Source organism: Microvirga lupini, assembly GCF_014191055.1.
In the GTDB taxonomy this organism is placed as follows: Bacteria; Pseudomonadota; Alphaproteobacteria; order Rhizobiales; family Beijerinckiaceae; genus Microvirga; species Microvirga lupini_A.
In genome coordinates this window covers 1,015,948-1,038,349 of the sequence record NZ_JACHWB010000001.1, presented here as the reverse complement: position 1 = coordinate 1,038,349, position 22,402 = coordinate 1,015,948, and the positions used below count along the sequence as shown (strand labels likewise).

Here is a 22,402-nt window from a genome sequence, read left to right as displayed (position 1 = left end):
GATACGAGCTTACTCGACGGTCACGTCGTTGAAGCGGAAGCGCCGGTCAGCCGGCGGCACGAAGTTCTTCACCCGCTTGCTCACGCCGAGCACGGTGTTTTCATTGTAGAGCGGGATCTCGAGCGCCTGATCGGCCACGTAGCGCGCGACCTCCTGGAGGATCTTCTGGCGCTGCTCCGTGTCGTAAATGGTGCGCTGCTGTTCGAGCAGGGCATTGAGCTTCGGATCGTTGTCGTACGGGTTCCACTTCTCACCCGAGTGATACATCAGGTAAGCAGTGTTGTCGTAGTCGAAGGTCCATCCGCCCCAGGAATTGTGCCAGGCTTCGCCAGTCTTGCCATTGGGGATGATGTCGTTGAGCAGAACCGGGGGCTCGTGCGGCTGGAGCGAGGGCTTGAGGCCCAGTGCCTGGAAGTAGCCGGCAGCCGCCTGTGCCACCTCGCGGAAGGTCGCGTCATTGCCGCGGAAGTCGATGCGCACCGGAGCGCCGGCCGGGACCTTCGCCTGCTGGAGCATCTGCTTTGCCTTGGCGAGGTCGAAGGGCAGCGGCTTCAGGGTGGGGTCATTGCCGAACGACAGCTCCGACTGGAAGCTCGCAATCGGCTTGCCGTGGCCGAGCAGCACCGCCTTGATGATGGCTTCCCGGTCCACCGCCATGGTGAGGGCCTTGCGGACGTTGATGTCCTTGGTGATGCCTTCCTTGGTGTTGAGTCGCAGGGCCACAACCGTCGGGCCCGTGATGCTGACCAGAGTGGCGTTCGGGCTCTTCTCCACCGTTGGCGCGAGGCCGAAGGGGATGAGTGTCGCGATGTCGATGCGGCCGGCCTGGAGCTCCGCCACCTGGGTGTTGGCCTCGGCAATGAACCGGTTCACCACCTTGTCCAGCTTCGGCGCGCCGCCCCAATGCTCGGGGAATGCTTCGAGCACCAGGTTCACCTTGGGGGTGTATTCCACGAACTTGAACGGACCGGTGCCGACCGGGTTCAGGTTGAAGTGCGCATCGCCCTTCTCCTGGATGTATTTCGGCGGCACGATCATGCCGCCGTAGCCGGCGAGCTTGGTCAACAGCACGGGATCGGGTTGCTTCATGATGAAGTCAACGGTGTAGTCGTCGACGATCTCCACCTTGGAGATGGAATTGTAGTTCGACTGCTGCGGACCCTTTTTGCCTTCCTCACCGAGCAGGCGGTCGAAGGTGAACTTCACGGCCTCGGCGTTGAAGGGCTCGCCGTTGTGGAACTTCACGTTCTGGCGCAGCTTGAAGCGGATGCGGTTGTTGTTGTCGAGAAACTCCCAGGAGGTGGCGAGAGCCGGCTGGAGCTTCATGTCGGGCCCGCGCGAGGTCAGGCCGTCGAAAATGTTGTTGGCGGCCGACGACCACGGCACGAGGAAGCTGTCGATGGGATCCCAGCTGCCGGGATCGATGGTGATTGCAACCGTAATGGTTCCCGCCGCCTGCGCGCTGGACGCCATCAGCGGCGCCAGAGCCACTGCGGCCGTCAGGCCGAGAGCCTTTAGTGCTGTCGATAACTTCATCTTGTATTGTCTCCCTCTGGAAAACTTCTTTTACGCTGCACCACGAAGCGTGCCCGCCTCGATGGCGACCCAATGGCCTGGCGCGACCTCGCGCATGCGATGAATGGCGGGCTCCTGCCCGACCGGACGCACCGGGCTCGGGATCTCGCCCTCGATCCGCACCTTGGCCCGCTCGCGCTGCGGATCGGCGATGGGCACCGCGGCCAGCAGCTTGCGGGTGTAGGAATGCTGCGGGTTTTCGAAAATCGCCTGCCGCGACCCGAGCTCGACGATCTGGCCGAGATACATGACCGCAACGCGATGGCTGATCTTCTCCACCACGGCCATGTCGTGGGTGATGAAGAGATAGGACAGCCGCCGCTTCTCCTGCAGTTCCATAAGCAGATTGACGATCTGCGCCTGAATCGACACGTCAAGCGCCGACACGGACTCGTCCGCGATCACGAGCTTGGGGTCACTGGCGAGGGCGCGCGCGATACAGACACGCTGGCGCTGGCCGCCGGAGAATTCGTGCGGATAGCGCTTGGCATGCTGCGGCAGCAGGCCGACCTGCTCCAGGAGTTCGTGCACGCGCCGCTCGCGCGCCTTGCGGTCATTGATCAGGCCATGAACGATGATGGGCTCGGCGATGCTGTAGCCCACCGTATGGCGCGGATCGAGCGCGGCGAAAGGATCCTGGAAGATGTACTGGATCTCCTGCCGCAGGCGGCGGCGATCGGCCGGGCTCATGGTCCCCATGTCGCGTCCGTCGAAGCGCACCGTACCGCCGGTCGGCTCGACGAGCTGCTGCAGCGTGCGCCCGATGGTGGACTTGCCGCTGCCGGATTCACCCACCAGCGCCAGCGTCTCGCCGGGATAGATGTCGAAGCTCACCTCCTCCACCGCATGAACCCGGTGGGTCACGCGGCCGAAGAAGGTCTTGCCGACGTCGAAGCGCGTGGTGAGCTTGTCGACCTGGAGAATGGGCTTGGTGTAATCGGCGGTGTTCTGCTCGTGCGTGCCGCCGACGGGCTTGGCCACGCTGCCATCCATCACCATGACAGGCGTTCGCTTCGGCAGCGGCTGGCCTTTGAGGCTTCCTAAGCGCGGGACGGCCGAGAGAAGCGCTTTGGTATAAGGGTGCTGCGGCGACGCGAAGATGTCGCGCACCGGCGCCTGCTCCACCTTCTCGCCTTTCCACATCACCACCACGTCGTCGGCCATCTCGGCCACCACGCCCATGTCGTGCGTGATGAAGATGACGGCGGTGCCCATCTCCTGTTGCAGGTCGCGGATGATGTTGAGAATCTGCGCCTGGATCGTCACGTCGAGGGCCGTCGTGGGCTCGTCGGCAATGAGGAGCTTCGGGTTGCAGGCGAGCGCCATGGCAATCATGACGCGCTGGCGCATGCCGCCGGAGAGCTGGTGCGGGTAGCGGTCGAGGAGCCTGTCCGCATCCGGCAGGCGCACCTTCTGCAGCAGGTCTCTGGCGCGCAGCCGCGCCTCGCGCCCGTTCAGGCCCTGGTGCAGGATCAGCGTCTCGGCGATCTGGTTGCCGATGGTGAAGACCGGGTTGAGCGAGGTCATCGGCTCCTGGAAGATCATCGCGATGTCGTTGCCGCGGATCTCCCGGAGCCTGGCGTCGGAGGCCTGAACGAGATCGATGGCCTCGCGGCCATTGGGACGGAACAGCACCTGCCCGCCGGCGATGCGCCCGCCCGTGTAGTCGGTCAGGCGCATGATCGCGAGCGATGTGACGGACTTACCCGATCCCGATTCACCGACGACCGCCAGGGTCCTGCCCGGCTTGACGTCGAAACTGACTTCCTTGACGGCTTTGAAGGGTCCGCTCCCCGTGCCGAACTCCACCGACAGGGAGCGGACCGACAGGAGGGCTTCAGATTGACGATTGGGTGTGTCCGACATCCATCCACGCTCTTGAGGCAGCACCGGCCCGACACAGGATCAGACCGGTACCTCTTTGATACCTGTTATCCATCACAGCCATGATGCCGATACGTCAAGCACGTTTGCGTCAGATCAGGCAATCACCTGGATCATAGATCCTGCACAGGGTAAAGCGCGAGTCCTTTGTTACGATGTCACCCATTCTCCGCCGCGCATCAGCGGCTCGGCCCTGCCGTCCTGTGTGATACCATCCACATCGACCTGATCGGAGCCGATCATCCAGTCGATATGGATCAGGCTCTTGTTCGAGCCGCGGGACGCCAGTTCGTCCTCGCCCATGGCGCCGCCGCCCCCAATGCACTTGCTGTAGGCCTGGCCAAGCGCAATGTGGCTGGAGGCGTTCTCGTCGAACAGGGTGTTGAAGAACAAGAGCCCGCTTTGCGAGATCGGTGAGGAATAGGGCACCAGGGCCACCTCGCCGAGACGGCGCGCGCCTTCGTCCGTATCCAGAACCTTGTTCAGCACGGCCTCGCCGGTGCGTGCCCTGCTCTCCACGATGCGCCCGCCCTCGAACCGCACCTGGATGTCTTGGATCAGGGTGCCGTTATAGGAGAGCGGCTTGGTGCTCGTCACCGTGCCGTCCACGCGGTCCTTGTGCGGCGTGGTGAAGACCTCCTCGGTCGGGATGTTCGCGTTGCAGACGAGGCCGTTCTTCGCCGTCGTCGAGCCGCCATTCCATTCATGGCCATCGGCAAGGCCGACGCGCAGGTCGGTGCCGGGACCGCGGAAATGGAGCGCGGCATAGTTCTTCCCGTTCAGCATGCGTGTGCGCGCCTGCAGGGCTTTGTTGTGCTTCTCCCAGGCGGCAATCGGATCCGGCGTATCGACGCGGGACGCCGAGAAGATCGCCTGCCAGAGCTTGGCCAGCGCCACCTCATCCGTGTCGTCCGGGAATACGGTCTTGGCCCACGCCGGGGTCGCGGCGGCCACGATGGTCCAGTTGATGTCGAAGCCCGCGATCATGTTGAGGGCTGGCATGTAGGCCTTCGAGCGGGCCCGGTTGGCACGGGAGACCTTCTCCGGGTCTTCCTTAGCGAGGAGCGACGGGTCCTCGCCCACGATGGCAAGGCGGGCCGCACCTTTCTTGTAGGCCTCGGCCATGCCCTCGTAGAGCCAGGCCGGAGCCGTGTCGAAGCCCTCGTCCTGCCCATGGCGGAAGCGCATGAGCGTGCTCTCCTCGTCGGAAAAGATCGTGGTGACCAGGGAGGCGCCGGCCTTGTAGGCATGCTCCGTGATGCGCCGCACCAGGGCCACGGCATCGAGCGGCGCGGTCAGAACCAGCTCCTGCCCCGGCTTTAGCCCAAGCCCGACCCGAACGGCGACCTCCGCTAAGCGGTCGAGAAGCTGGGCATGGGAGGCCGCATCGGGCAGATTCCGGACTTGTTCGTTCATGATCCTGGTCTTTCAAGACAGAAAAAAGTGGTTGGAGAGGCTACACGGCCCTGCCGCTCATGCAACCTCGACCGGCTCGGATCTCACATATTCTCGCCGCCCGTGACGCCAAGGGCCTCCGGATCGAAGGCGATGCTCTTGATGATGGCGTGAACGGCCACGCCAGGCCTCAGGCCAAGCTCCTCTACGGACTTGCGGGTCACACGGGCCACGACAGGATCCCCGCCGCAATCGAGCTGCACGTCAACGCTTGCTCCTTCGCCGATGTCGATGGAGGAAATCAATCCTGGCAGCACGTTCAGGGCGCTCATGCCTTCGGGAGCCTTCAAGGACAGGATGATGTCGCGGGCGCGCAGACACACGCGCAGGCTCGTCCCGACGGGATGCAGGAGACTCGGGACGCTTAAAGTACCGGCTCTCGCCTGCAGCACAGTCAGGTCATAAGCTTCATCATGCCTCGATACCCGTGCTTCGATCAGCGCGCCGGCCTCCGTGAGACCGCTCTGTGCGAAGAAGCCCGTGTGCCGCAGGACTTCGGCGGCAGGGCCTGACGCAATCACCTGACCTTCGGACAGTACGACGACGGAGGTTGCCAGCCGGGCGATTTCGGCCACGGAATGGCTGACGAGCACGATCGGAACGCCGCCCTCGTCGCGCAGGCGTTCGATATAGGGATAAATCTCGGCCTTGCGAGCCTCATCGAGGGACGCCAGCGGTTCGTCCATCAGCAGGAGGTGAGGATCGGCGAGCAGCGCACGGCCGATCGCCACGCGCTGCTTCTCACCGCCGGACAATGTCGATGGGCGTCGGTCGAGAAGATGCGCGATGCCGAGAAGATCGACCACATGATCGAAGCTCGCCTTCCGCTCCCCTCTCGGGGTGAACCAGCGGCCGAAGAGCAGGTTGTATCGCACGTCGAGATGCGGGAAGAGCCGTCCCTCCTGGAACACGTAGCCGATGCGCCGTTTGTGCTTGGGCACGACGATGTCGTTCTTCGTATCGACGAGCACCCGCCCCTGCACCGCGATGCGCCCGTGATCCGGCCGCACGAGACCACTGACGGCGTTCACGATGGTTGTCTTGCCGGAGCCGGATGGTCCGAAGAGTGCGGTCAGCCTTCCATCCGACTGGAAACAGGCGTCAAGCGCGAAGCCGCCCTGCCGGTGACGGATATCGACGTCGAGGATCATCAGGCGTGCACCTTGCGACGCACACGCCGCGCCAGCCATTCGGACAGCCACAGCGCACCGATGGAGATGACGATGGACACAAGCGTCAGCCGCATCGCACCGCCTTCGCCTCCCGGCACCTGGGTATAGGCATAGATCGCGCTTGGAATTGTTTGCGTCTCGCCGGGAATGCTGGACACGAAGGTGATCGTCGCGCCGAACTCTCCCATGGCTTTCGCGAAGGACAGCACCATGCCGGCGATGATGCCGGGCAGGATGAGCGGGAGCGTCACGACACCAAAAACCCAAACGGGATGGGCGCCAAGCGTGCCGGCCGCATCCTCCAGCCTGCGGTCGACGGCTGCGATGGACAGGCGGATGGCGCGTACCAGCAGGGGAAAGCCCATGATCGCGCAGGCGAGCGCCGCGCCTGTCCAGCGGAACGAGAACACGATCCCGAAATGCTCGTCGAGAAACGCCCCGATGGGACCGCGCCGCCCGAAGCCGATGAGCAGAAACCAGCCTACGACAACCGGCGGCAGCACCAGCGGCAGATGCACGAGGACATCGAGCGCCTGCCGGCCCCAGAAGCGCCCGCGCTCCAGCAGGAACGCGATGGCGACGCCAGGGACGAGGCTTGCCGTCATCGCCACGAAGGCAACCTTCAGGCTGAGGCGCACGGCCGTCCACTCTTCCGGAGAAAGCCCCTCCATCAGGAGCCCGGCCTCGCCTTGCTCAGGACCGTGAAGCCCTGCTTCTCGAAGAAGGGCTTGGCCTTGTCGGAACTCAGGTAGTCCAGAAACGATGCAGCTTGGGGTTTGCTCGAATCCTTCGTGAGCGCCACCGGATACACAATCGGTGGATGGCTCCCTTCGGGGAATGTCGCCACGATGGTCACGTTCGGGTCGGATACGGCATCGGTCTTGTAGACGATGCCAAGCGGCGCCTCGCCGCGAGACACGAGAAGAAGCGCAGCACGCACATTCTCCGTCTGGGCGATCCTGTCCTTCACGCCGGCCCATGCGCCGAGATGCTCGAGCGCGGCTTTCCCATACTTGCCGGCCGGCACCGCATCCGCATGGCCCATGGCCAAGCGGCTGCCGCCGAGGACCGGCGCGAGATCGAGCCCGGGCTTGAGGTCAACCTGCATCGCCGAACCTTTCGGTGCGATGAGCACGAGGGAGTTGCCCAGGAGGCTGATGCGGCTCTCGGGTTTTATCAATCCTTTCGAGGCGACGAAATCCATCCACTCGAGATCGGCGGAGAAGAAGAGATCGGCCGGGGCTCCTGCCTCGATCTGCTTCGCGAGTGCATTGCTCGCTGCATACGACACCACAGCCCGTTTGCCGGTGTCGCGCGTCCAGGCGCCGCTGGCCTCGTCAAGGGCGTTCTTCAGGCTGGCCGCCGCGAAGACCAGGGCATCCCCGGTCTGGGCGGAGGCGCCGCCGAACGGCGCGAAACACACAAGGCCCAGTCCCAGCACAAGGCTTCTGGTGAAGCCACCCCATTCAATGCGCGCCGGATGCATGTCTGTCTCCATGGAACCCTCCGGCCCTGATCGAAGCATCCTAGCCGAGCAGGCTGGCTCTTCAAGCGGGACGCCGCCTGGGCGAGGGCTTCTTCACCAGAGAGCGGACCAGCCGGTAGCCCAGGAGTACGGCAACGATGGCGGCATAGACCAGCGGCTCGGGCGGCCAGGATTTCACCACGAGGATGAAATGCAGCACGGCCCCGATGGCCGCCACATAGACGAGGCGGTGCAGCTTGGCCCAGGCCTGCCCGCCCATGTGCCGGATGGCGGCATTGTTGGACGTGACGGCCAGAGGCACGAGGACGACGAAGGTTGCCATGCCGATGGTGATGTAGGGGCGCTTGACGATGTCGGCCACGATGGCCGCCATGTCGAGGCCCTGGTCGAGCACCAGATAGGTGGTGAGGTGCAGGGCGGCGTAATAGAACGCCAGCAGGCCGATGGCCCGGCGGTAGCGCAGCAGGTTGATGCTGAAGAGCTGCCGCAGCGGCGTGATCGTCAATGTCGCGATGAGGAAGCGCAGAGCCCACTCACCCAATTCCTGCTCCAGGACCCGCATGGGGTCGGCGCCGAGCTGGTCGGTGATGCCGGCATAGAACAGCCACACGGCCGGGATGAAGCCGACGATATAGACGAGGATCTTCGGCACCTGGGGCAGGGTAAAGCCCTTTGGCGCGCCGGAGGCAGAAGCTCTTCCCGCCATCAGTAGAGCTTCCGCAGATCCATGCCGGTGTAGAGGCTCGCCACCTGTTCGGCATAGCCGTTGAACATCAGCGTCGGGCGGCGCTTCACGAACAACCCGCCCTCTCCGATGCGCCGCTCGGTCGCCTGGCTCCAGCGGGGATGGTCCACATTCGGATTCACGTTGGCATAGAAACCGTATTCACTGGGAGCCTGCTTGTTCCAGGAAGTCGGCGGCTGCTTGTCGACGAAGCTGATGCGGGTGATCGACTTGATGCCCTTGAATCCGTATTTCCACGGCACCACGAGGCGGATGGGCGCGCCGTTCTGGTTCGGCAGGGTCTCGCCGTAGAGCCCGACCGCCAGGAGGGTGAGCGGATTCATGGCCTCGTCCAGGCGCAGCCCCTCCACATAGGGCCATTCGAGCACCGGGAAGATGGAATCCATGCCCGGCATCTCCTCCGGACGATAGGCCGTCTCGAAGGCCACATATTTCGCGCTGCCTAAGGGCTCCACGCGCTTGATGAGGTCCGCCAGCGGGAAGCCGACCCAGGGGATGACCATGGACCAGCCCTCGACACAGCGCATGCGGTAGATGCGCTCCTCAAGCGCCGAGGACTTGATCAGATCCTCGATGGCGAACTCGGCGGGCTTGCCCACCATGCCGTCGATTTTGACCGTCCAGGGCGTGGTCTTGAGGCTTTTGGCCTTGGCGGCCGGATCGTCCTTGCCGGTGCCGAATTCGTAGAAATTGTTGTAGCTCGTGACGTCCTCGCGGCTCGTCAGCTTCTCGTCCGTCGAGAACGGACTCCTGGCCGCCTGCAGCGGCGCGGCTTCCGAACCCATCGGCAGGGCGGTCGCAACGGCCAGCCCGGCGGCGCCGGTCATCCACTGGCGGCGGTTGAGGTAGACCTCCCGAGGCGTGATCTCGGAGGGCAGGATATCGGAAGGGCGGCGGATCAGCACGGCATCACCTCGGTTGAAACCCATTGTGAATGGGTACACCCGAGAACGCCAGAGGTGCTCTCACGTTTCCGTTACACACTTGCCTCATGGGCGTTCAGGAGATTGCCCGGACAAACTTTCTCGTGATCTCTCGCGGATTGGTGATGGCGGTGCCTACCACAACTGCATGAGCGCCTCGCCTGAAGGCTTCGGCCACAAGCTCCGGCGTGTCGAAGCGCCCCTCCGCCACGATGGGAACCGGCACCTGGGCCACGAGCGCGGAGAGGAGTTCCAGGTCGGGTCCCTCGGTTTTCCGGGACACTGTCTCCTCCGTGTAGCCGGAGAGCGTCGTCGCGACATAGCTGGCACCGGCCGCATGAGCGGCCCGCCCCTCCTCCAGCGTGGCGATATCGGCAAAGACCTCGCAGCCAAGCTCGGAACGGATGCGCCCGATCAAGTGCTCCACCGCCTCCCCGTCACGCGGACGCGGCGTGGCATCGAGCCCGATGATGTCGGCCCCTGCCCTGGCGATCTCGTCAGCCTGCGCGAAGCCAGGTGTGATGTAGACCGGGAAGCGCTCGTCCCAGACCTTCGCGATGCCGATGATCGGGAGCGTGGTCACGGCCCGGATCGCCACGATGTCGTCTGCCCCGTTGGCGCGGATGCCCCGGGCGCCCCCCTGCTCCGCCGCACGCGCCATGGCGGCCATATAGACCGGTCCGTGCAGCGGGTTGTCGGCGCGGGCCTGGCAGGAGATGACGAGCGCGCCCTTCGGGATCAGCATGCTATTTGACCGCGCCGGCCGTCATGCCCTGGATGAACTGGCGCGACAGGGCGATGTAGAGAAGCGTGATGGGCGCTGCCGCGATGGTGAGGCCGGCGAACAGCATGCCCCAGTCGGTGGTGTATTCGCCCATGAAGGTGGTGAGCCCCTGCGGCAGGGTTTTGCGCGCGTCGGTCTGGATGAAGACGAGCGGGAAGAAGAAGTCGTTCCAGATCGGCACCGCGTTCTGGATCGCCGCGATCGCCATGGGCGGGCGCGCCAGCGGCAGCATGACCGACCACATGATGCGCGGCTCCGATGCGCCGTCGATGCGCGCCGCATCCTCGAGTTCAGACGGCAGCGTGCGTAGGAAGCCCGCCATGATGAAGACCGCGGACGGCAACCCGATGGCCGTGTAGGTGACGATGAGGCTCCAGCGGCTGTCGAGCAGGCCGAGATCCCGCAGCAGGATGAAGAGCGGGATGACCGCGAGCTTCAGCGGCAGCATCAGGCCGGCGAGGAAGAACAGCAGGATGAAGGTGTTGGTGCGCGACTCGTAGCGCGCCACCGCATAGCCCGCCATGGTGCCGAGCACAAGGATCAGCAGAACCGACGTGCCCGTCACCAGGATCGAGTTTATGAAGTAGGTCGGCATCGCGGTTTCGCCGAGCACCTTGGCGAAGTTTCCGACCTGCGTGAAATCGGGCAGCGCGAAGGGATGCTCGAAGATCTCGCCCGTGGTCTTGAAGGCGGAGAGCACCATCACCACGACCGGATAGAGCATGATGAAGGAGTTGGCGATCAGGATGACCTGCGCGAGCAGCGCGAAGGAGATTGGCTGGCGTGAGGCGGGCGCCTGAGATGTGAGGGCGGTCAAAACTGGATCTCCCGACGGCGCAGCCAAAGGGTCAGCATGGACGCGAAGACGACGATGAACAGGAACAGGAGCGTGGCCAGCGCCGAGCCCATGCCGAAATTCTGGATGCTGGCGCTCTGGTTGCCGAAGGCCGTGCGGTAGAAGACGAGGCCGAGCACATCCGTGGTGCCGAAGGGCGAACCGTCGAGGCCTACCATGACATAGGGGATCTCGAACCAGTTGAACGCGCCAATGAAGAGCAGCGTGAAGAGGATGGTCGTGCTCGGCGCGACGAGCGGCCAAACGATGTTCTTCAAGAGCTGCCATTCATTGGTGCCGTCGAGCCGCGCCGCCTCGATGATCTCAGGCGGGATGCGCTGCATGCCGGCGAGATAGACCAGGGTCGGGAAACCCACGAAGTGCCAGGCATTGGCGAGGATGAGGGCACCGAGCGCCGTCGAGGAATCGCCGAGCCATGGCTTCGCCCAGGAGTCGAGACCGAGCGAGTAGAGCGCCTGATTGATGACGCCGAAATTGGGATTGAGAAAAAGCTTCCAGAGGAAGCCCACGATAATGGTGGAGAGCACCACCGGGACGAACACGGCAATCCGATGGAAGCGGAAGCCGAAGGGCTCCTTGTAGAGCAGCCATGCGAGGAGAAATCCGCCGCCGTTCTGGATGATCATCAGCGCAACCAGCGCGTAGACATTGTGCAGGAAGGCGTTCCACACCACGGGCGCCATGGTGGCGCCGAACAGCACTTCCCTGAAGTTCTTCAAGCCCACAAACTCGCCGCGCGCCAGCCCCTGCCAGTCGTAGAAGGCATAGGCGAAGGCCGACAGGATCGGATAGACCACGAACAGCGACATGAACACGATGGGTGGAACGACGAGGAACGCCACCCATAATTGCCGCTTCAGCGACGGGGCTTGTTTGCGCGAGAGGAGCATTCACTCAAAACCTTCAATTCAACGTTCGCAACAAACCCCGCCCTCATCCTGAGGAGCAGCCTTCAGGCTGCGTCTCGAAGGAGGCTCCAGCGAGCACCGGAGACGCCCCGATCCTTCGAGACGGACCTGACGGTCCTCCTCAGGATGAGGGCTTTTGGATGCGTTTGTCAGAACTCAAGGGGCGGCCAGCCCGATAGCCCGCCGCCCCTGCGTCACAAGCTTACTTCTGGAAAGGCTTGTAGTAGGTCGCGATGCCCTTGTTGATCTCGGCCGCGGCCTGCTCGGGGGTCTGCTGACCAGCAAGCATCTTTTGCACGTTCGACTGCAGCAGCACCGAGCCGCTCGGCTCCTGATAGCGGAAGCGCACGAGCATCAGGTAGGACATGGAGTTCTCGGCGAGCTTCGCCACTTCCTGGGTGATCGCGTCCTCGATCTTGATGCCTTTGATCGGCGACAGGTTCTTCAGGGTGTTGGTGAAGGCCGTGCCATATTCCGGCGTAGCGAGATAGCGAACGAACTTGAGCGCCGCGTCCTTCTTCTCGCTCTTGGCGTTCACCGCATAGCCGCCGTCGTAATAGGTGGCGATCAGCGCCTGGTCGCCCGCCTTCAGGACGGGAGCCGGAAAGACGCCGAGGTCGAGGGCCGGGTTCTGGTTCTTGAAATTCGCTACCTCGTAGGAGCCGCCCGCGAACATGGCTGCGCGGCCTGCCACGAAGAGCTGCTGCGAGGACGGGTAATCGACACCGGTGAAGTTCGGCGAGAAGTACTGGCTGACATCCTTCAGCTTGGCGAGCGCGCTGACGAAGCGCGGATCGGTGAAGTTCGCCTTGCCGGAGATGATATCGGCCTCGAACTGCTTGCCGAGCATGGACGAGAGCAGGCCGCCCACGATGGTCTCGTTCTGCCAGGCGGTGGCCGTGCCGTTGGCGAACGGCGTGATGTTCTTGGCCTTCAACGCCTGGGCGAGGCTCATCAGCTCGTCCCAGGTCTTCGGCGGGTTCACGCCGTTATCCTTGAAGATCTTCTTGTTATAGACGACGAGCTGCGCCTGCATGGCGAAGGGAACGGCATAGACCTTGCCGTCGGAGCGCAGCGTCTCGGCGGCGAGCGCCGGTTCCGGGAAGTTCGCCAGCTCCGGTACGTTCTGCGGGTCGAGGGCGAGCAGGTAACCCGGGGTCGCGATGGTCTCCAGGTTGCCGTAGGCGCGCACCTGGATCACGTCCGGGCCGCGACCGGCGGCGAGCGCCGTGGAGAGGATCGTCTGGTAGTTCTCAGGCGCATAGGTCTCGAACTTGACCGTGATGCCGGGGTTCTTCTCCTGGAACTTCTTGATGGTGTCCTGGTAGAAAGCGCGGTCTTCCTGGCGCCAGCTCCAGAAGGTCAGCTCGGTCTGCTGGGCCATGGCGGCGCCGGACGAGAGCAGGAGGCTGCCGGCGGCAGCGCCCATCAGAATGCGTCGGGTCAGTTTCATCGTCGTTTCCCTCATTGTTGAAGTCCTTGTCCTCCCACCGCAGAACCTGTCCTTGAGACAAACCCTGCGGAACTCGTTCAGCCCGATTGCTCGGCTGCAATGACGAGAAAGGTGGCGTCGTCGTGCGTCTTAACACGAGGATAAGCACCTGCCATGAGGTCGCCCCGCTCCCTTTCGCGCAATTCCTGCATCAGGTCCCGCCCTTTTCCGGCGGCGAGCCGGTGATAGAGCCCGTCATCCGTGTAGGCCGCAAACACATCCACGAGCCGCATGAAGCCGTCAGTGGCGAGCACGATGGGCGCGCCCGGCCTCACCTGCGCCTCGAACCGCAGCTCCTGTCCGGCCCAGGGCCGGCGCGGATTCACGACCCAATAGCCGTCCTGTTGGTTGAGCCGGGCGCGGTTCTCGAGAATCTGGCGCCTTACGACGTCGGGGATGGATCCGGGCTCGTGCTCCCGGGTCCCGAGGGCCGCCAGGGTCTTCCGCTCGAAAGGCTTCGCCCGCTCGTCCGTCCAGCGGGCGACCCCGTGCTCCGACGGGACGAGGAGGATCACATCGCCCAGGAGACGCCCTTGGAGTCCAAGCACATCGCCCTCCCCTGGTGTCGTTTCGATCAACCCGAGACATGCAGAGGGAGTGTGATGGTCGCTGACATCCGGCACATGCGCGGTCTGTTCCTCGAAAGCCGATCGGATATCGGCCTCAAGCTGCCGCAGCAGTCTATCGGCGGGGTCTGCTCCGGCCAGGGCAGCCAACCTCTCGTCCATGAGCGCAGCGAGCCAAGCCGCATCACTGCCCCCGGAGGTCAGCTGCTCGTCCGAGAGACCAGTGGCTCCATCGATGATCCAGGCGAAACGGCCGTACAGCCCGGCCCCGTCCTCGTTGACGCGGGAGCCGGTCAGGGAAAGCCGGTCGATGGACCGGAGGCAGGAGGTGGAGCCAGTCACGTTCACAGCTTAACTGGTCTCATATTGGTCGCCTCATGTCCATACTGGTCTCAAGGGCTGTTCACACACTTCCTGGCACCCGAAAAGGCTTAATAGGGATCGGTTTGATCGATTTCGGGGCTTGAGCGTTAGTGACTTGGATCCCATTGCAGCGGCAAAGGATGAGCCATGGTCACCCTGGAGATAGCCGGCAAGGCAGTTGCCGTGACGAACGCGGATGAGGGGCAGGCCCGCGAACTCTTTCTCAGCGAGAGCTTTAAAGATGACCTGAAGTCGTTTAAGAGCGAGGGCCGCTCCCTCTGGGACGGCTCAGCTGCCTTGACGACACGGCCCGCATCGGAAGACGAGATCGATGCCTTCTATGAGGCCCTGGACGAAGAGGACGAGGACGACGAAGACGGCGAAGACGATGATGACGGCCTCGATATCGATGTCGTGTTCCTGGTGTCCATCGACGAAATAGACGACGCCGCTGCCTCCGGCTGATCATCCTTACCGGAGCCCTTGAGGGCTCCTCTTGAAACGGTTCAGCCCATTCTCATGCCTTTTCCCAAGTCCAATCCCAGCCTCGACCGTGCCCTGGCCGACAAAGGCTACAACGACCCCACTCCCGTCCAGGCCGCCGTGCTGCAGCCGGAGGCCGTTGATCGGGATCTCCTCGTTTCCGCCCAGACGGGTTCCGGCAAGACGGTTGCCTACGGCCTCGCCATGGCCTCTACCCTGCTGGGCGATGCCGAGCGCTTCGAGGCGCCCCGCGAGCCGCTCGCCCTGATCATCGCTCCCACCCGCGAGCTCGCCCTCCAGGTCAATCGGGAGCTGATCTGGCTCTACGGTCCGGCTGGTGCGCGGGTCGCCTCCTGCGTCGGCGGCATGGATGTGCGCCGCGAGCAGCGGGCGCTCGCGGATGGCTGCCACATCGTGGTCGGCACCCCGGGCCGCCTGCGCGACCACCTGGAGCGCGGACGCCTCGACACCTCGAAGATGCGTGTCGTGGTTCTCGATGAGGCCGACGAGATGCTCGATCTCGGCTTCCGCGAGGATCTGGAATTCATTCTCGATGCCACGCCGGAGGAGCGCCGCACGCTCCTGTTCTCGGCCACCCTGCCGAAGAATATCGTCGCCCTGGCGCGGCGCTACCAGCGCGATGCCCATCGCATCGACACCCTGGTCGAGAACGAACCGCACGGCGACATCGAGTACCGCGCCCTCAGGATTGCGCCCAACGAGGTCGAGCATGCGGTGGTCAACGTGCTGCGCTTCTACGAGAGCCGCGGCGCCATGGTGTTCTGCCATACCCGCGAGGCGGTGCGCCACCTGCATGCGAGCCTGATCGAGCGCGGCTTCGCGGCCGTGGCGATCTCGGGCGAGCTGACCCAGAACGAGCGCAGCAACGCCCTCCAGTCGCTCCGTGACGGGCGCGCCCGCGTCTGCGTCGCCACCGACGTGGCGGCCCGCGGCATCGACCTGCCGGATCTGGGCCTCGTGATCCATTTCGACCTGCCCAACGACCACGAAACGCTCCTGCACCGCAGCGGCCGCACGGGCCGTGCCGGCCGCAAGGGCGTCTGCGTCATGCTCGTGCCCTATACCCGCCGCCGCAAGGCCGAGCGGTTGATCGACATGGCGGGCGTCGACGTGACCTGGGCCGGCGCTCCCTCGGCCGACGAGATCCGCCTGCGCGACCGCGAGCGGCTGATGCAGGACCCGATCTTCGCCGAGGAAGCGACAGAGGAAGATCTCGGCATGGCGCGAGCGCTTCTCGCCGAGCGCTCGGCCGAGGAGATCGCCAACGCCCTGGTGAAGTTCCACCGCGCCCGCCTGCCGGCCCCGGAAGAGATCGTCGATGCGGGCGCCGACCGCGAACCGCGCCAGCGCAAGGACAAGCGCGAGCGGACCGAGGAGCGCACCCGCGGCTTCAAGGACCGTGGATCGTCGGAGGGTGGCTTCGAGCGCTCGTCCGAGGACATGGTGTGGTTCCGCATGAGCGTCGGCCGTCGCAACAACGCGGATCCCCGCTGGCTGCTTCCGATCATCTGCCGCCTCGGCCATGTGACCAAGAAGGAGATCGGCTCGATCAAAATCTTCGACCGGGAGACGAAGTTCGAGATCGTGAAGTCGCAGGCCTCGAAATTCGCCTCAGCGGTGCGCAAGACCAATGACGAAGACATCCGGATCGAACCCGCCGATGCAGGGCCCGGCAAGCCCGGATTCGGCAAAACAGGACCCGGCAAGACAGGACCCGGAAAGCCGCGCGAAGCCAAGCCCTGGAGCGGACCGAAAGGCAATGGGCCCAAGAGCCATGGCTCTAAGGAGCGAAGTGATCACCCTGCACGCAAGGGACCACCAGCCGGCAAGGGCCCGAAGGACTTCAAGGGCCCAAAGGATTTCAAGAAACCGAAGGACAAGAAGCGCTCAACCGACAAGCGCTCCTGATCAAAGCAACAGGCCGGGGCACGCTCATGCCCCGGCCTCGTCATTTGAGAGATAGAAAAAGAAGATGGCCTATTCGGGCTTCTTCAATCCCCTGATGACGGCACCGGCCAGCGGCACGAGCATGTTGGGCAGGACGGCATCGAGCGGGTGACGAACGAAGCCGACGACCGCCTCGCGAACACCGCGCACCTCATCTCTGAATTCAATCAGCTGCTGCTGGACGGCCTGGGCGTCCGTCTCCAGCGCCTGCAGGGCCGTGTTGCGCACCTCGAGGGCCAGTTCCATCTCCCGGCCGGGCTTCGACCTTTCGGCGACAACCAGCAGGACGAGCGCCAGCAGGAAATTGGCAAGTCCGATCATGGCCGCGGCCCAGACAGCTCCCCAGGCCTGCTCCAGGGCGAAGAACAGGGCGAGATTCCCCATGAGGAACGCAAAGGCTCCCAGAAGAGCCGCGACGCCCTTCAAGGAGGAGCGTTTCATCATCTGCTGAAAGCGAATATCCGCGATGATCGACTCGGCGCGCCACAGCACGCGCAGATTGCGGACGAGATTGTCCATCATGGTATCATGCCTTTCTCAACAGCCGTCCGACAGCGATCCCCAGCGCGAACGCGGCGAGCACCGACACGAGCGGGCGCTCTTTCACGAATTCCTCGATGCCGCCTGTATGTTCGGAGAGCGCCTTTCCCAATTCGTCCAGGTGCTCGGTGAGGTCGGCCATGGCCTGTGGCTCCGACGCAGGATCATCTCCGGTCCTCGTCGATAGCGGATCAACCGATGCCGGCTGCTCCCTCGGCACTTTGCGCGCGAGTTCCTCCCGCAGGGTTTTGAGCTCGTCGCGGAGGCTGGTGGCTTCGGCCATGATCAGAGTGCCTTCCGGATCCTGGTAAGGGCTTCCTTCAACTCGGCTCCGAGAATCTTCACCGCGTCGCCCACATCCTTGGCACTCTTCTCGAGTTCCGCCTTGCTCTCGAATGCGCTCCACCGGCTTTCGAGCTGCTCCCATTCCTCCTGCGCCTCCTTGGAGGCCAGGTGGATCTGGACCCTGATCTCGTCGCGTGTGCGCTTGAGGTCTTGAACGAGGTCATCGAAGTCGGGCATGGCAATTTTCCTCCGGAAGGTGCTCGCTAAGGGTGATGGGACAAAGCTTAGCCATACATTCAGGTGCAACATTGATCTCGGTCAAGATGCTGAGGGATTGGGCAACCATCCTGCTCTCCATCGGGCACAGATCAGGTCGAACTCTGCAGACGGACTTTTCTGCTGCATTGCACCAAAATCATTGTGCATTGCAACAACGACCCCATATCAGCGTTAGCTTCAGATCTTACCCGGAAGGGCCAAACGATAATGCAACGCTTAGGTCAGATGATTCAGCAATTGGCGCGTTACCGCCGCCAGTGGGACACCGCCATGAAAGCCGCCAAGACAGCGGCGTCCTCCTTCGAAAGCTCAGCCGTGCCGAACCGCCTGACCGAGACGGCCGGCTTCGGTTCCAACCCCGGCAATCTGCGCATGCTGACCTATGTGCCGGAGGCTCTGCCCCCCTCCCCGGCTCTCGTCGTGGTTCTGCATGGCTGCACGCAGACGGCAGCCGGCTATGACCATGGCTCCGGCTGGTCCTCCCTGGCGGACCGTTACGGCTTCGTCATTCTCTATGCGGAGCAGCAGGAGGCGAACAATCCCAAGCGCTGCTTCAACTGGTTCCAGGTCCAAGACACCGATCGCAACAAGGGCGAAGCTCACTCGATCCGCCAGATGGTGGAGCATGCGATCCAGCAGCACGATCTGGATCGCAGCCGCGTCTTCGTCACGGGATTGTCGGCCGGCGGGGCCATGACCTCCACCATGCTCGCAACCTATCCGGATGTGTTCGCGGCAGGCGCCATCGTCGCAGGTCTTCCCTATCGCTGCGCCACCAGCGTCCCCGAGGCCTTCGAATGCATGTTTCAGGGACAATCCCGGTCGGCACAGGAATGGGGCAGCCTCGTGCGCAACGCTTCATCCCACCGGGGGCCATGGCCCAAGGTCTCCGTCTGGCATGGCAGCGCCGACGCGACCGTGAAGCCGATGAACGCCGGCGAGATCATCAAGCAATGGACGGATGTCCATGGTCTCAAATCGAGCCCGAGCTTCAGTGAGACAGTCGATGGTTATCCGCGCCGCGTCTGGACCAATGCGTCCGGCGACGATGTGATCGAGGAATATGTCATCACCGGCATGGCTCATGGCACGCCTCTGGCCATTGGGCGCGATGAGAACAGCTATGGTGCGGCTGGTCCCTTCCTGCTCGACGTGGGCATTTCATCAAGCTACCGGATTGCACAGTTCTGGGGTTTGACCGAACAGGCCGATGACATCACGCGGGACCGCACTGCACCAGAGCACGTTCCGCAAGACCTGCCCACGGTGTTCACCGGCAGGCGGCCCGCTGCAGATGAATGGGCCGCTCGCAAGCCGCGCCAAGATACCCCCAACCCGGGCGCACCGCACATGGATGTGGGGGCGGTGATCACGAAGGCCCTCAGGGCGGCAGGTTTGATGAAGTAGGTCGGCTGGAAAACGCGCGAGCGAGGGCCGAGGGCCGGGCATCCGTGGGAGCCCGGTCCATTCACTTCTGTGGTTTTCTCTCCTGACTCAGCAGGTCTTCCTGCTTGCGCTTCTCGCCTGTCACGCAATTCATGCTCGGCATGCTGGCCTGCGCCGGGATGATGCGAGGTGCAGGATCATCGATTCCTGCGATCTCGCGCATGATCTTCGTGCGAATGACCATGGCGAACTGCTCGGGATCGTACAGGGGCAGAACGAACGAGCCGACACCGCCGATCACGCATTCCTTGAAGTAGAGGTCGAGATCCTGCTGTTCCGTGCTGCCTGACGCTCGCCTGATCATGATCGGCAGACCATTGATCACGATACCGTCCGCCACGGCCTCATCCCGCGCATAGGTGACATGACGGCCGTCGTTGTTGGGACCGTCCCCGGACACATCGACGACACGGCGGATCGGATCCCCGCCCAGCTGATCGAACAGCTTGCGGCTGTGATCGATGATGCCGGAAATCGATGTCATCCCTGCTTGGCGGATAGGCTGATAAGAAAGTTGATTAGCGAATGACGTCGCTCTCTCGGGGCTGTCGATGATGGTCCACGGCACGAGAACGCGCTGATCCTTCACGCCCGACCATTCCACATAAGTGACGGCGATGCGGCCATTCAGGCCGCCTGCAATGGCTTCGTGGACGAGAGACGAACGGAACGCCTCCACGAAGCCTTCCCGCTGCAGGCCCTGCTCCTCGCCTTCCATGGACGAGGATACGTCAACGGCGATGACGAGAGCAATATCGAGTTCTGACTCTGAGGCGATGGGGCCGGCCGCAAGAACCTCACCGGCCAGAAGAATGAACGCGAGAGTACTCAGGAGCCTGTTCGCCATGACTACCTCCGCTCCCGGCTCGCGATCCATCGATCAATGCCAAGGCTGCGCGAGGTCAACGCGCCAATCGAGCATTTGATGCGCCGGGATCATCACAAATCCTGCCAGCGGATCTTAGGCCTCAACGAGATGGCGGGTTATTTTTAGTCCTCACATGCGGCAGAAAATGCAATGAATACAACGATATCGCTTGGAAAACAGGAACGTAACAAAATCCACTCTCTATACGCAGAGCAGACAGGGTCCGGTGAGTTCATTAAAGTTCAATGACGCTACGCAAGGGGCTTTAAACATGAAACCGGATATGGACCTGATCGGTGCTCTCACCAGCTTCTCCGTCGGCACGTTGGACGGCCGGGACGCGATGATGGTGATTGAACTCGCGACGACTCCTGAGGAATACGAGCAGGGCATTCGGCGTCAGATGCCGGTGGCCATGACCCCCGAACATGCGCGGGAACTCGGCGAAGCCCTGCTTCTGGCCGCCAAAGCGGCTCAAATGGGTGAGGCCCCCAGCTACGCGATGAACTAAGCCGCTTGCTTCTCAGCGAAGACGGGCTTGTCACCGGCACGCCCGGTAAGACCCCATATCGAAGTGAAAATGATCATGGTGAGCCTCGTTGTAATCGGGGCTGAGCACCACATCGAAGAACCGACAGGCCCCATCTCTCAGAGCGCGCAGGAAGGCCTCGCGGTTTTGATCGCCTCCGGTCCAGTCACCCCTCACCGTAACCTGCTGCCCGCTGGCAAGCACGAAGCCTGCAATATCGATGGCGTTGGCGGTGGCATGTTCGCTGCGCCGCCCGCCGGCGCGGTGATTGATGTTTCGGCAGGCATAGGTGCCGAGATGCGCGACCCTCACGACTTCCTGGCTGAGGTGTTCCTGCGCGGCCGGTCGCAGGACGTGCTGCTCGAACAAGGCCCAGGCTACCGTCAGCGGACACGTGGCCGTAAAACCCCCGTTCAATCCGACTGAGGACCGCGACACCTCGACGGCATTCGACAATCCGCAGCCTTCCTCAGGTGCGCGATCCGGTACGGCTCTGTGCGAGACCGGTGACCCATCCAGGACGGCCAAGCATTGCCGGCGATCCCGCTCAAGACGGGCGAGCTTCCATCGGGTCAGCCAGTTGACCTCGTCCGCGATCTGCAAAGGCGCGAATGGATTGAACCTGCTCGGAATGTCGAGAAAACCAGCCCGGATCAATCCTGCCGTGACGGCCAGCCCGAGCACGAGAGCAAGGGCCAAGCGGATGACGACAACCCTTACGATACTGCTGTGCCGCTGCTGTTGAGGACGATCATCATGCACGCTCCTGTTCTAGGGCTGATCCGTTCAGGGTCCACCCGAACGCCGCGGCGGAAGGATCTGCTGACGACGTCAAAGCCGGAAAGCCCATGCGCCACAAGCACCGGGCAACAAAAAAGCAAGGCAGCTTCCTGCCTTGCTTATAGAGAGATCCGGCGTCTTCCGTGGTCGAAGAGATCCCTCCGACCCATCGAGGTCGCTCAGATGGAGTCCTTGAGATCCTTGGCCGCGCGGAAGGCGATCTTCTTCGAAGCCTTGATCTTCACCGGTTCGCCGGTCTGGGGATTGCGGCCCATGCGGGCGGCGCGCTTGCGCACCTGCAGGATGCCGAGGCCGGCCAGGCGGATCTTGTCGCCCTTCTTCAGGCTCTTGGCGATCATCTCGACCACCTGGGTCAACATCTCGTTGGCCTGGCGCTTGGGAACCTCGTGCATCTCGGACAGACGATCGGCAATGTTGCGCAGCGTCAGGATCGGGGAAGCCGACGAGGCCGAGGCCTTCGCGGTCTTCTTCACGGCAGCCTTCGACGTCTTGCTGGCAGCCTTCGTCGCAGCCGCCTTGCCGGCAGCCTTGGCGGGCGCCTTTGCGGTCTTCGACGTTGCCTTTGCTGCAGCCTTCGGCGCCGCAGCCTTCTTGGCCGGGGCCTTCTTGGAAACCTTGGTTGCAGTCTTGGCCATCAGGAACTCCTTGTTTTCGACGGTGAATGCATAAGACAGCAAATCCTCATTAGCGCGTTCAGCCAGGAATTAAAGTGGCAAAGTTGGTTTTACGCACAATTGACAAGGGATACTTGCTCATATCTCGTCAAGAGCCGCCTGTTTGCTGCCTTGCCTTCGTGGGCTCCAGATTGTTGCGCGGCCGATTTCGTTCAACTTCGGACGATTGCGGCAGAGGTTTAGGCCGTACGGGAGAATCAGTTTTACAGCCATCATGGCTTGATCTTCATCGTTCGGTGGGCCAAGCCGATGATTGCAATATTCGGATCGACAAAGAGCCTCGTCCCATCATATTCCCTAGCGGGATCGAACAACGCCAC

Annotated in this window: 23 protein-coding genes; 4 read left to right on the top strand and 19 right to left on the bottom strand. The window is 63.2% G+C overall.

Annotated features, from left to right (window positions below):
* Positions 1-9: 9 nt before the first annotated feature.
* From FHR70_RS05215 to FHR70_RS05155, 13 genes are all read right to left on the bottom strand, one after another.
* Positions 10-1,536: an ABC transporter substrate-binding protein gene (locus tag FHR70_RS05215; RefSeq protein ID WP_183447761.1), complete on the bottom strand. Its 1,527-nt coding sequence runs from the start codon at positions 1,534-1,536 to the stop codon at positions 10-12.
* Between the two features lie 30 nt (positions 1,537-1,566).
* Positions 1,567-3,441: an ABC transporter ATP-binding protein gene (locus FHR70_RS05210; protein WP_183447759.1), complete on the bottom strand. Its 1,875-nt coding sequence runs from the start codon at positions 3,439-3,441 to the stop codon at positions 1,567-1,569.
* Between the two features lie 168 nt (positions 3,442-3,609).
* Entirely contained in the window at positions 3,610-4,875 is a 1,266-nt protein-coding gene (locus FHR70_RS05205; RefSeq protein ID WP_183447757.1) for an aminopeptidase, read from the bottom strand.
* Positions 4,876-4,958: 83 nt separating this feature from the next.
* Positions 4,959-6,065 (bottom strand): molybdenum ABC transporter ATP-binding protein, encoded by a 1,107-nt coding sequence (gene modC, locus FHR70_RS05200; protein WP_183447755.1) that lies wholly within the window; start codon positions 6,063-6,065, stop codon positions 4,959-4,961.
* A complete protein-coding gene (gene modB / locus FHR70_RS05195; protein ID WP_183447753.1) occupies positions 6,065-6,757 on the bottom strand; it encodes a molybdate ABC transporter permease subunit in 693 nt (230 codons plus the stop codon). Before modB ends, modC begins: the two co-directional genes overlap by 1 nt.
* Positions 6,757-7,572, bottom strand: a complete 816-nt coding sequence (gene modA, locus FHR70_RS05190; protein WP_183448524.1) for a molybdate ABC transporter substrate-binding protein — start codon at positions 7,570-7,572, stop codon at positions 6,757-6,759. Before modA ends, modB begins: the two co-directional genes overlap by 1 nt.
* 61 nt (positions 7,573-7,633) lie before the next feature.
* Positions 7,634-8,278, bottom strand: a complete 645-nt coding sequence (gene msrQ / locus FHR70_RS05185) for a protein-methionine-sulfoxide reductase heme-binding subunit MsrQ (RefSeq protein WP_183447751.1) — start codon at positions 8,276-8,278, stop codon at positions 7,634-7,636.
* A complete protein-coding gene (gene msrP, locus FHR70_RS05180; protein ID WP_210277473.1) occupies positions 8,278-9,246 on the bottom strand; it encodes a protein-methionine-sulfoxide reductase catalytic subunit MsrP in 969 nt (322 codons plus the stop codon). Before msrP ends, msrQ begins: the two co-directional genes overlap by 1 nt.
* 70 nt (positions 9,247-9,316) lie before the next feature.
* The gene (locus FHR70_RS05175; protein ID WP_183447749.1) at positions 9,317-9,985 is read right to left on the bottom strand and encodes an N-acetylmannosamine-6-phosphate 2-epimerase; all 669 of its coding nucleotides are present in this window, start codon (positions 9,983-9,985) and stop codon (positions 9,317-9,319) included.
* A gap of 1 nt (position 9,986) precedes the next feature.
* Complete coding sequence (locus tag FHR70_RS05170; RefSeq protein ID WP_183447747.1) at positions 9,987-10,841, bottom strand: carbohydrate ABC transporter permease; 855 nt, start codon at positions 10,839-10,841, stop codon at positions 9,987-9,989.
* Positions 10,838-11,770, bottom strand: coding sequence for a carbohydrate ABC transporter permease (locus FHR70_RS05165; protein ID WP_183447745.1), 933 nt, complete (start codon positions 11,768-11,770; stop codon positions 10,838-10,840). The genes FHR70_RS05170 and FHR70_RS05165 overlap by 4 nt, the downstream gene beginning before the upstream one ends.
* Before the next feature lie 220 nt (positions 11,771-11,990).
* Positions 11,991-13,241: an extracellular solute-binding protein gene (locus tag FHR70_RS05160; protein WP_183447744.1), complete on the bottom strand. Its 1,251-nt coding sequence runs from the start codon at positions 13,239-13,241 to the stop codon at positions 11,991-11,993.
* A gap of 77 nt (positions 13,242-13,318) precedes the next feature.
* Positions 13,319-14,188 (bottom strand): protein phosphatase 2C domain-containing protein, encoded by an 870-nt coding sequence (locus tag FHR70_RS05155; RefSeq protein WP_210277472.1) that lies wholly within the window; start codon positions 14,186-14,188, stop codon positions 13,319-13,321.
* A 168-nt stretch (positions 14,189-14,356) separates the two neighbouring features.
* On the opposite strand from FHR70_RS05155, the gene FHR70_RS05150 reads away from it, so the two are divergent.
* Both FHR70_RS05150 and FHR70_RS05145 read left to right on the top strand, forming a co-directional pair.
* Positions 14,357-14,674: a hypothetical protein gene (locus FHR70_RS05150; protein ID WP_183447740.1), complete on the top strand. Its 318-nt coding sequence runs from the start codon at positions 14,357-14,359 to the stop codon at positions 14,672-14,674.
* Positions 14,675-14,728: 54 nt separating this feature from the next.
* Entirely contained in the window at positions 14,729-16,621 is a 1,893-nt protein-coding gene (locus tag FHR70_RS05145; protein ID WP_183447737.1) for a DEAD/DEAH box helicase, read from the top strand.
* A gap of 69 nt (positions 16,622-16,690) precedes the next feature.
* Here FHR70_RS05145 and FHR70_RS05140 read toward each other — a convergent pair whose 3' ends face one another.
* Genes FHR70_RS05140 through FHR70_RS05130 form a run of 3 tightly spaced genes read right to left on the bottom strand, consistent with a single transcriptional unit; the run spans position 16,691 to position 17,722 of the window.
* Positions 16,691-17,179, bottom strand: coding sequence for a phage holin family protein (locus FHR70_RS05140; protein WP_210277471.1), 489 nt, complete (start codon positions 17,177-17,179; stop codon positions 16,691-16,693).
* Positions 17,180-17,186: 7 nt separating this feature from the next.
* Positions 17,187-17,483 (bottom strand): hypothetical protein, encoded by a 297-nt coding sequence (locus FHR70_RS05135; RefSeq protein WP_183447727.1) that lies wholly within the window; start codon positions 17,481-17,483, stop codon positions 17,187-17,189.
* 2 nt (positions 17,484-17,485) lie between these two features.
* A complete protein-coding gene (locus FHR70_RS05130; protein ID WP_183447725.1) occupies positions 17,486-17,722 on the bottom strand; it encodes a hypothetical protein in 237 nt (78 codons plus the stop codon).
* A 249-nt stretch (positions 17,723-17,971) separates the two neighbouring features.
* On the opposite strand from FHR70_RS05130, the gene FHR70_RS05125 reads away from it, so the two are divergent.
* The gene (locus tag FHR70_RS05125) at positions 17,972-19,171 is read left to right on the top strand and encodes an extracellular catalytic domain type 1 short-chain-length polyhydroxyalkanoate depolymerase (protein ID WP_183447723.1); all 1,200 of its coding nucleotides are present in this window, start codon (positions 17,972-17,974) and stop codon (positions 19,169-19,171) included.
* Positions 19,172-19,232: 61 nt separating this feature from the next.
* Here FHR70_RS05125 and FHR70_RS05120 read toward each other — a convergent pair whose 3' ends face one another.
* Positions 19,233-20,057 (bottom strand): DUF1194 domain-containing protein, encoded by an 825-nt coding sequence (locus FHR70_RS05120; protein WP_183447721.1) that lies wholly within the window; start codon positions 20,055-20,057, stop codon positions 19,233-19,235.
* Between the two features lie 292 nt (positions 20,058-20,349).
* On the opposite strand from FHR70_RS05120, the gene FHR70_RS05115 reads away from it, so the two are divergent.
* On the top strand, positions 20,350-20,589 hold the full coding sequence (locus tag FHR70_RS05115; RefSeq protein WP_183447719.1) for a hypothetical protein: 240 nt from the start codon (positions 20,350-20,352) through the stop codon (positions 20,587-20,589).
* Positions 20,590-20,619: 30 nt separating this feature from the next.
* Here the strand turns inward: FHR70_RS05115 and FHR70_RS05110 are convergent, their stop codons facing one another.
* Positions 20,620-21,369 (bottom strand): extensin family protein, encoded by a 750-nt coding sequence (locus tag FHR70_RS05110; RefSeq protein ID WP_210277470.1) that lies wholly within the window; start codon positions 21,367-21,369, stop codon positions 20,620-20,622.
* 197 nt (positions 21,370-21,566) lie between these two features.
* Complete coding sequence (locus tag FHR70_RS24280; protein ID WP_183447717.1) at positions 21,567-22,043, bottom strand: HU family DNA-binding protein; 477 nt, start codon at positions 22,041-22,043, stop codon at positions 21,567-21,569.
* Positions 22,044-22,402: the final 359 nt, after the last annotated feature.

What these genes read in the sequence shown, in the direction of transcription:
- FHR70_RS05210 (WP_183447759.1), bottom strand. Translation starts at nt 3,441, where the DNA reads ATGTCGGACACACCCAATCGTCAATCTGAAGCCCTCCTGTCGGTCCGC.
- FHR70_RS05215 (WP_183447761.1), bottom strand. Translation starts at nt 1,536, where the DNA reads ATGAAGTTATCGACAGCACTAAAGGCTCTCGGCCTGACGGCCGCAGTG.
- FHR70_RS05115 (WP_183447719.1), top strand. Translation starts at nt 20,350, where the DNA reads ATGAAACCGGATATGGACCTGATCGGTGCTCTCACCAGCTTCTCCGTC.
- FHR70_RS05145 (WP_183447737.1), top strand. Translation starts at nt 14,729, where the DNA reads ATGCCTTTTCCCAAGTCCAATCCCAGCCTCGACCGTGCCCTGGCCGAC.
- FHR70_RS05120 (WP_183447721.1), bottom strand. Translation starts at nt 20,057, where the DNA reads ATGGCGAACAGGCTCCTGAGTACTCTCGCGTTCATTCTTCTGGCCGGT.
- msrQ (WP_183447751.1), bottom strand. Translation starts at nt 8,278, where the DNA reads ATGGCGGGAAGAGCTTCTGCCTCCGGCGCGCCAAAGGGCTTTACCCTG.
- FHR70_RS05140 (WP_210277471.1), bottom strand. Translation starts at nt 17,179, where the DNA reads ATGGACAATCTCGTCCGCAATCTGCGCGTGCTGTGGCGCGCCGAGTCG.
- FHR70_RS05130 (WP_183447725.1), bottom strand. Translation starts at nt 17,722, where the DNA reads ATGCCCGACTTCGATGACCTCGTTCAAGACCTCAAGCGCACACGCGAC.
- FHR70_RS05135 (WP_183447727.1), bottom strand. Translation starts at nt 17,483, where the DNA reads ATGGCCGAAGCCACCAGCCTCCGCGACGAGCTCAAAACCCTGCGGGAG.
- modA (WP_183448524.1), bottom strand. Translation starts at nt 7,572, where the DNA reads ATGCATCCGGCGCGCATTGAATGGGGTGGCTTCACCAGAAGCCTTGTG.
- FHR70_RS05150 (WP_183447740.1), top strand. Translation starts at nt 14,357, where the DNA reads ATGGTCACCCTGGAGATAGCCGGCAAGGCAGTTGCCGTGACGAACGCG.
- modC (WP_183447755.1), bottom strand. Translation starts at nt 6,065, where the DNA reads ATGATCCTCGACGTCGATATCCGTCACCGGCAGGGCGGCTTCGCGCTT.
- FHR70_RS05205 (WP_183447757.1), bottom strand. Translation starts at nt 4,875, where the DNA reads ATGAACGAACAAGTCCGGAATCTGCCCGATGCGGCCTCCCATGCCCAG.
- FHR70_RS05175 (WP_183447749.1), bottom strand. Translation starts at nt 9,985, where the DNA reads ATGCTGATCCCGAAGGGCGCGCTCGTCATCTCCTGCCAGGCCCGCGCC.
- modB (WP_183447753.1), bottom strand. Translation starts at nt 6,757, where the DNA reads ATGGAGGGGCTTTCTCCGGAAGAGTGGACGGCCGTGCGCCTCAGCCTG.
- FHR70_RS05125 (WP_183447723.1), top strand. Translation starts at nt 17,972, where the DNA reads ATGCAACGCTTAGGTCAGATGATTCAGCAATTGGCGCGTTACCGCCGC.
- FHR70_RS24280 (WP_183447717.1), bottom strand. Translation starts at nt 22,043, where the DNA reads ATGGCCAAGACTGCAACCAAGGTTTCCAAGAAGGCCCCGGCCAAGAAG.
- FHR70_RS05165 (WP_183447745.1), bottom strand. Translation starts at nt 11,770, where the DNA reads ATGCTCCTCTCGCGCAAACAAGCCCCGTCGCTGAAGCGGCAATTATGG.
- FHR70_RS05160 (WP_183447744.1), bottom strand. Translation starts at nt 13,241, where the DNA reads ATGAAACTGACCCGACGCATTCTGATGGGCGCTGCCGCCGGCAGCCTC.
- msrP (WP_210277473.1), bottom strand. Translation starts at nt 9,246, where the DNA reads ATGGGTTTCAACCGAGGTGATGCCGTGCTGATCCGCCGCCCTTCCGAT.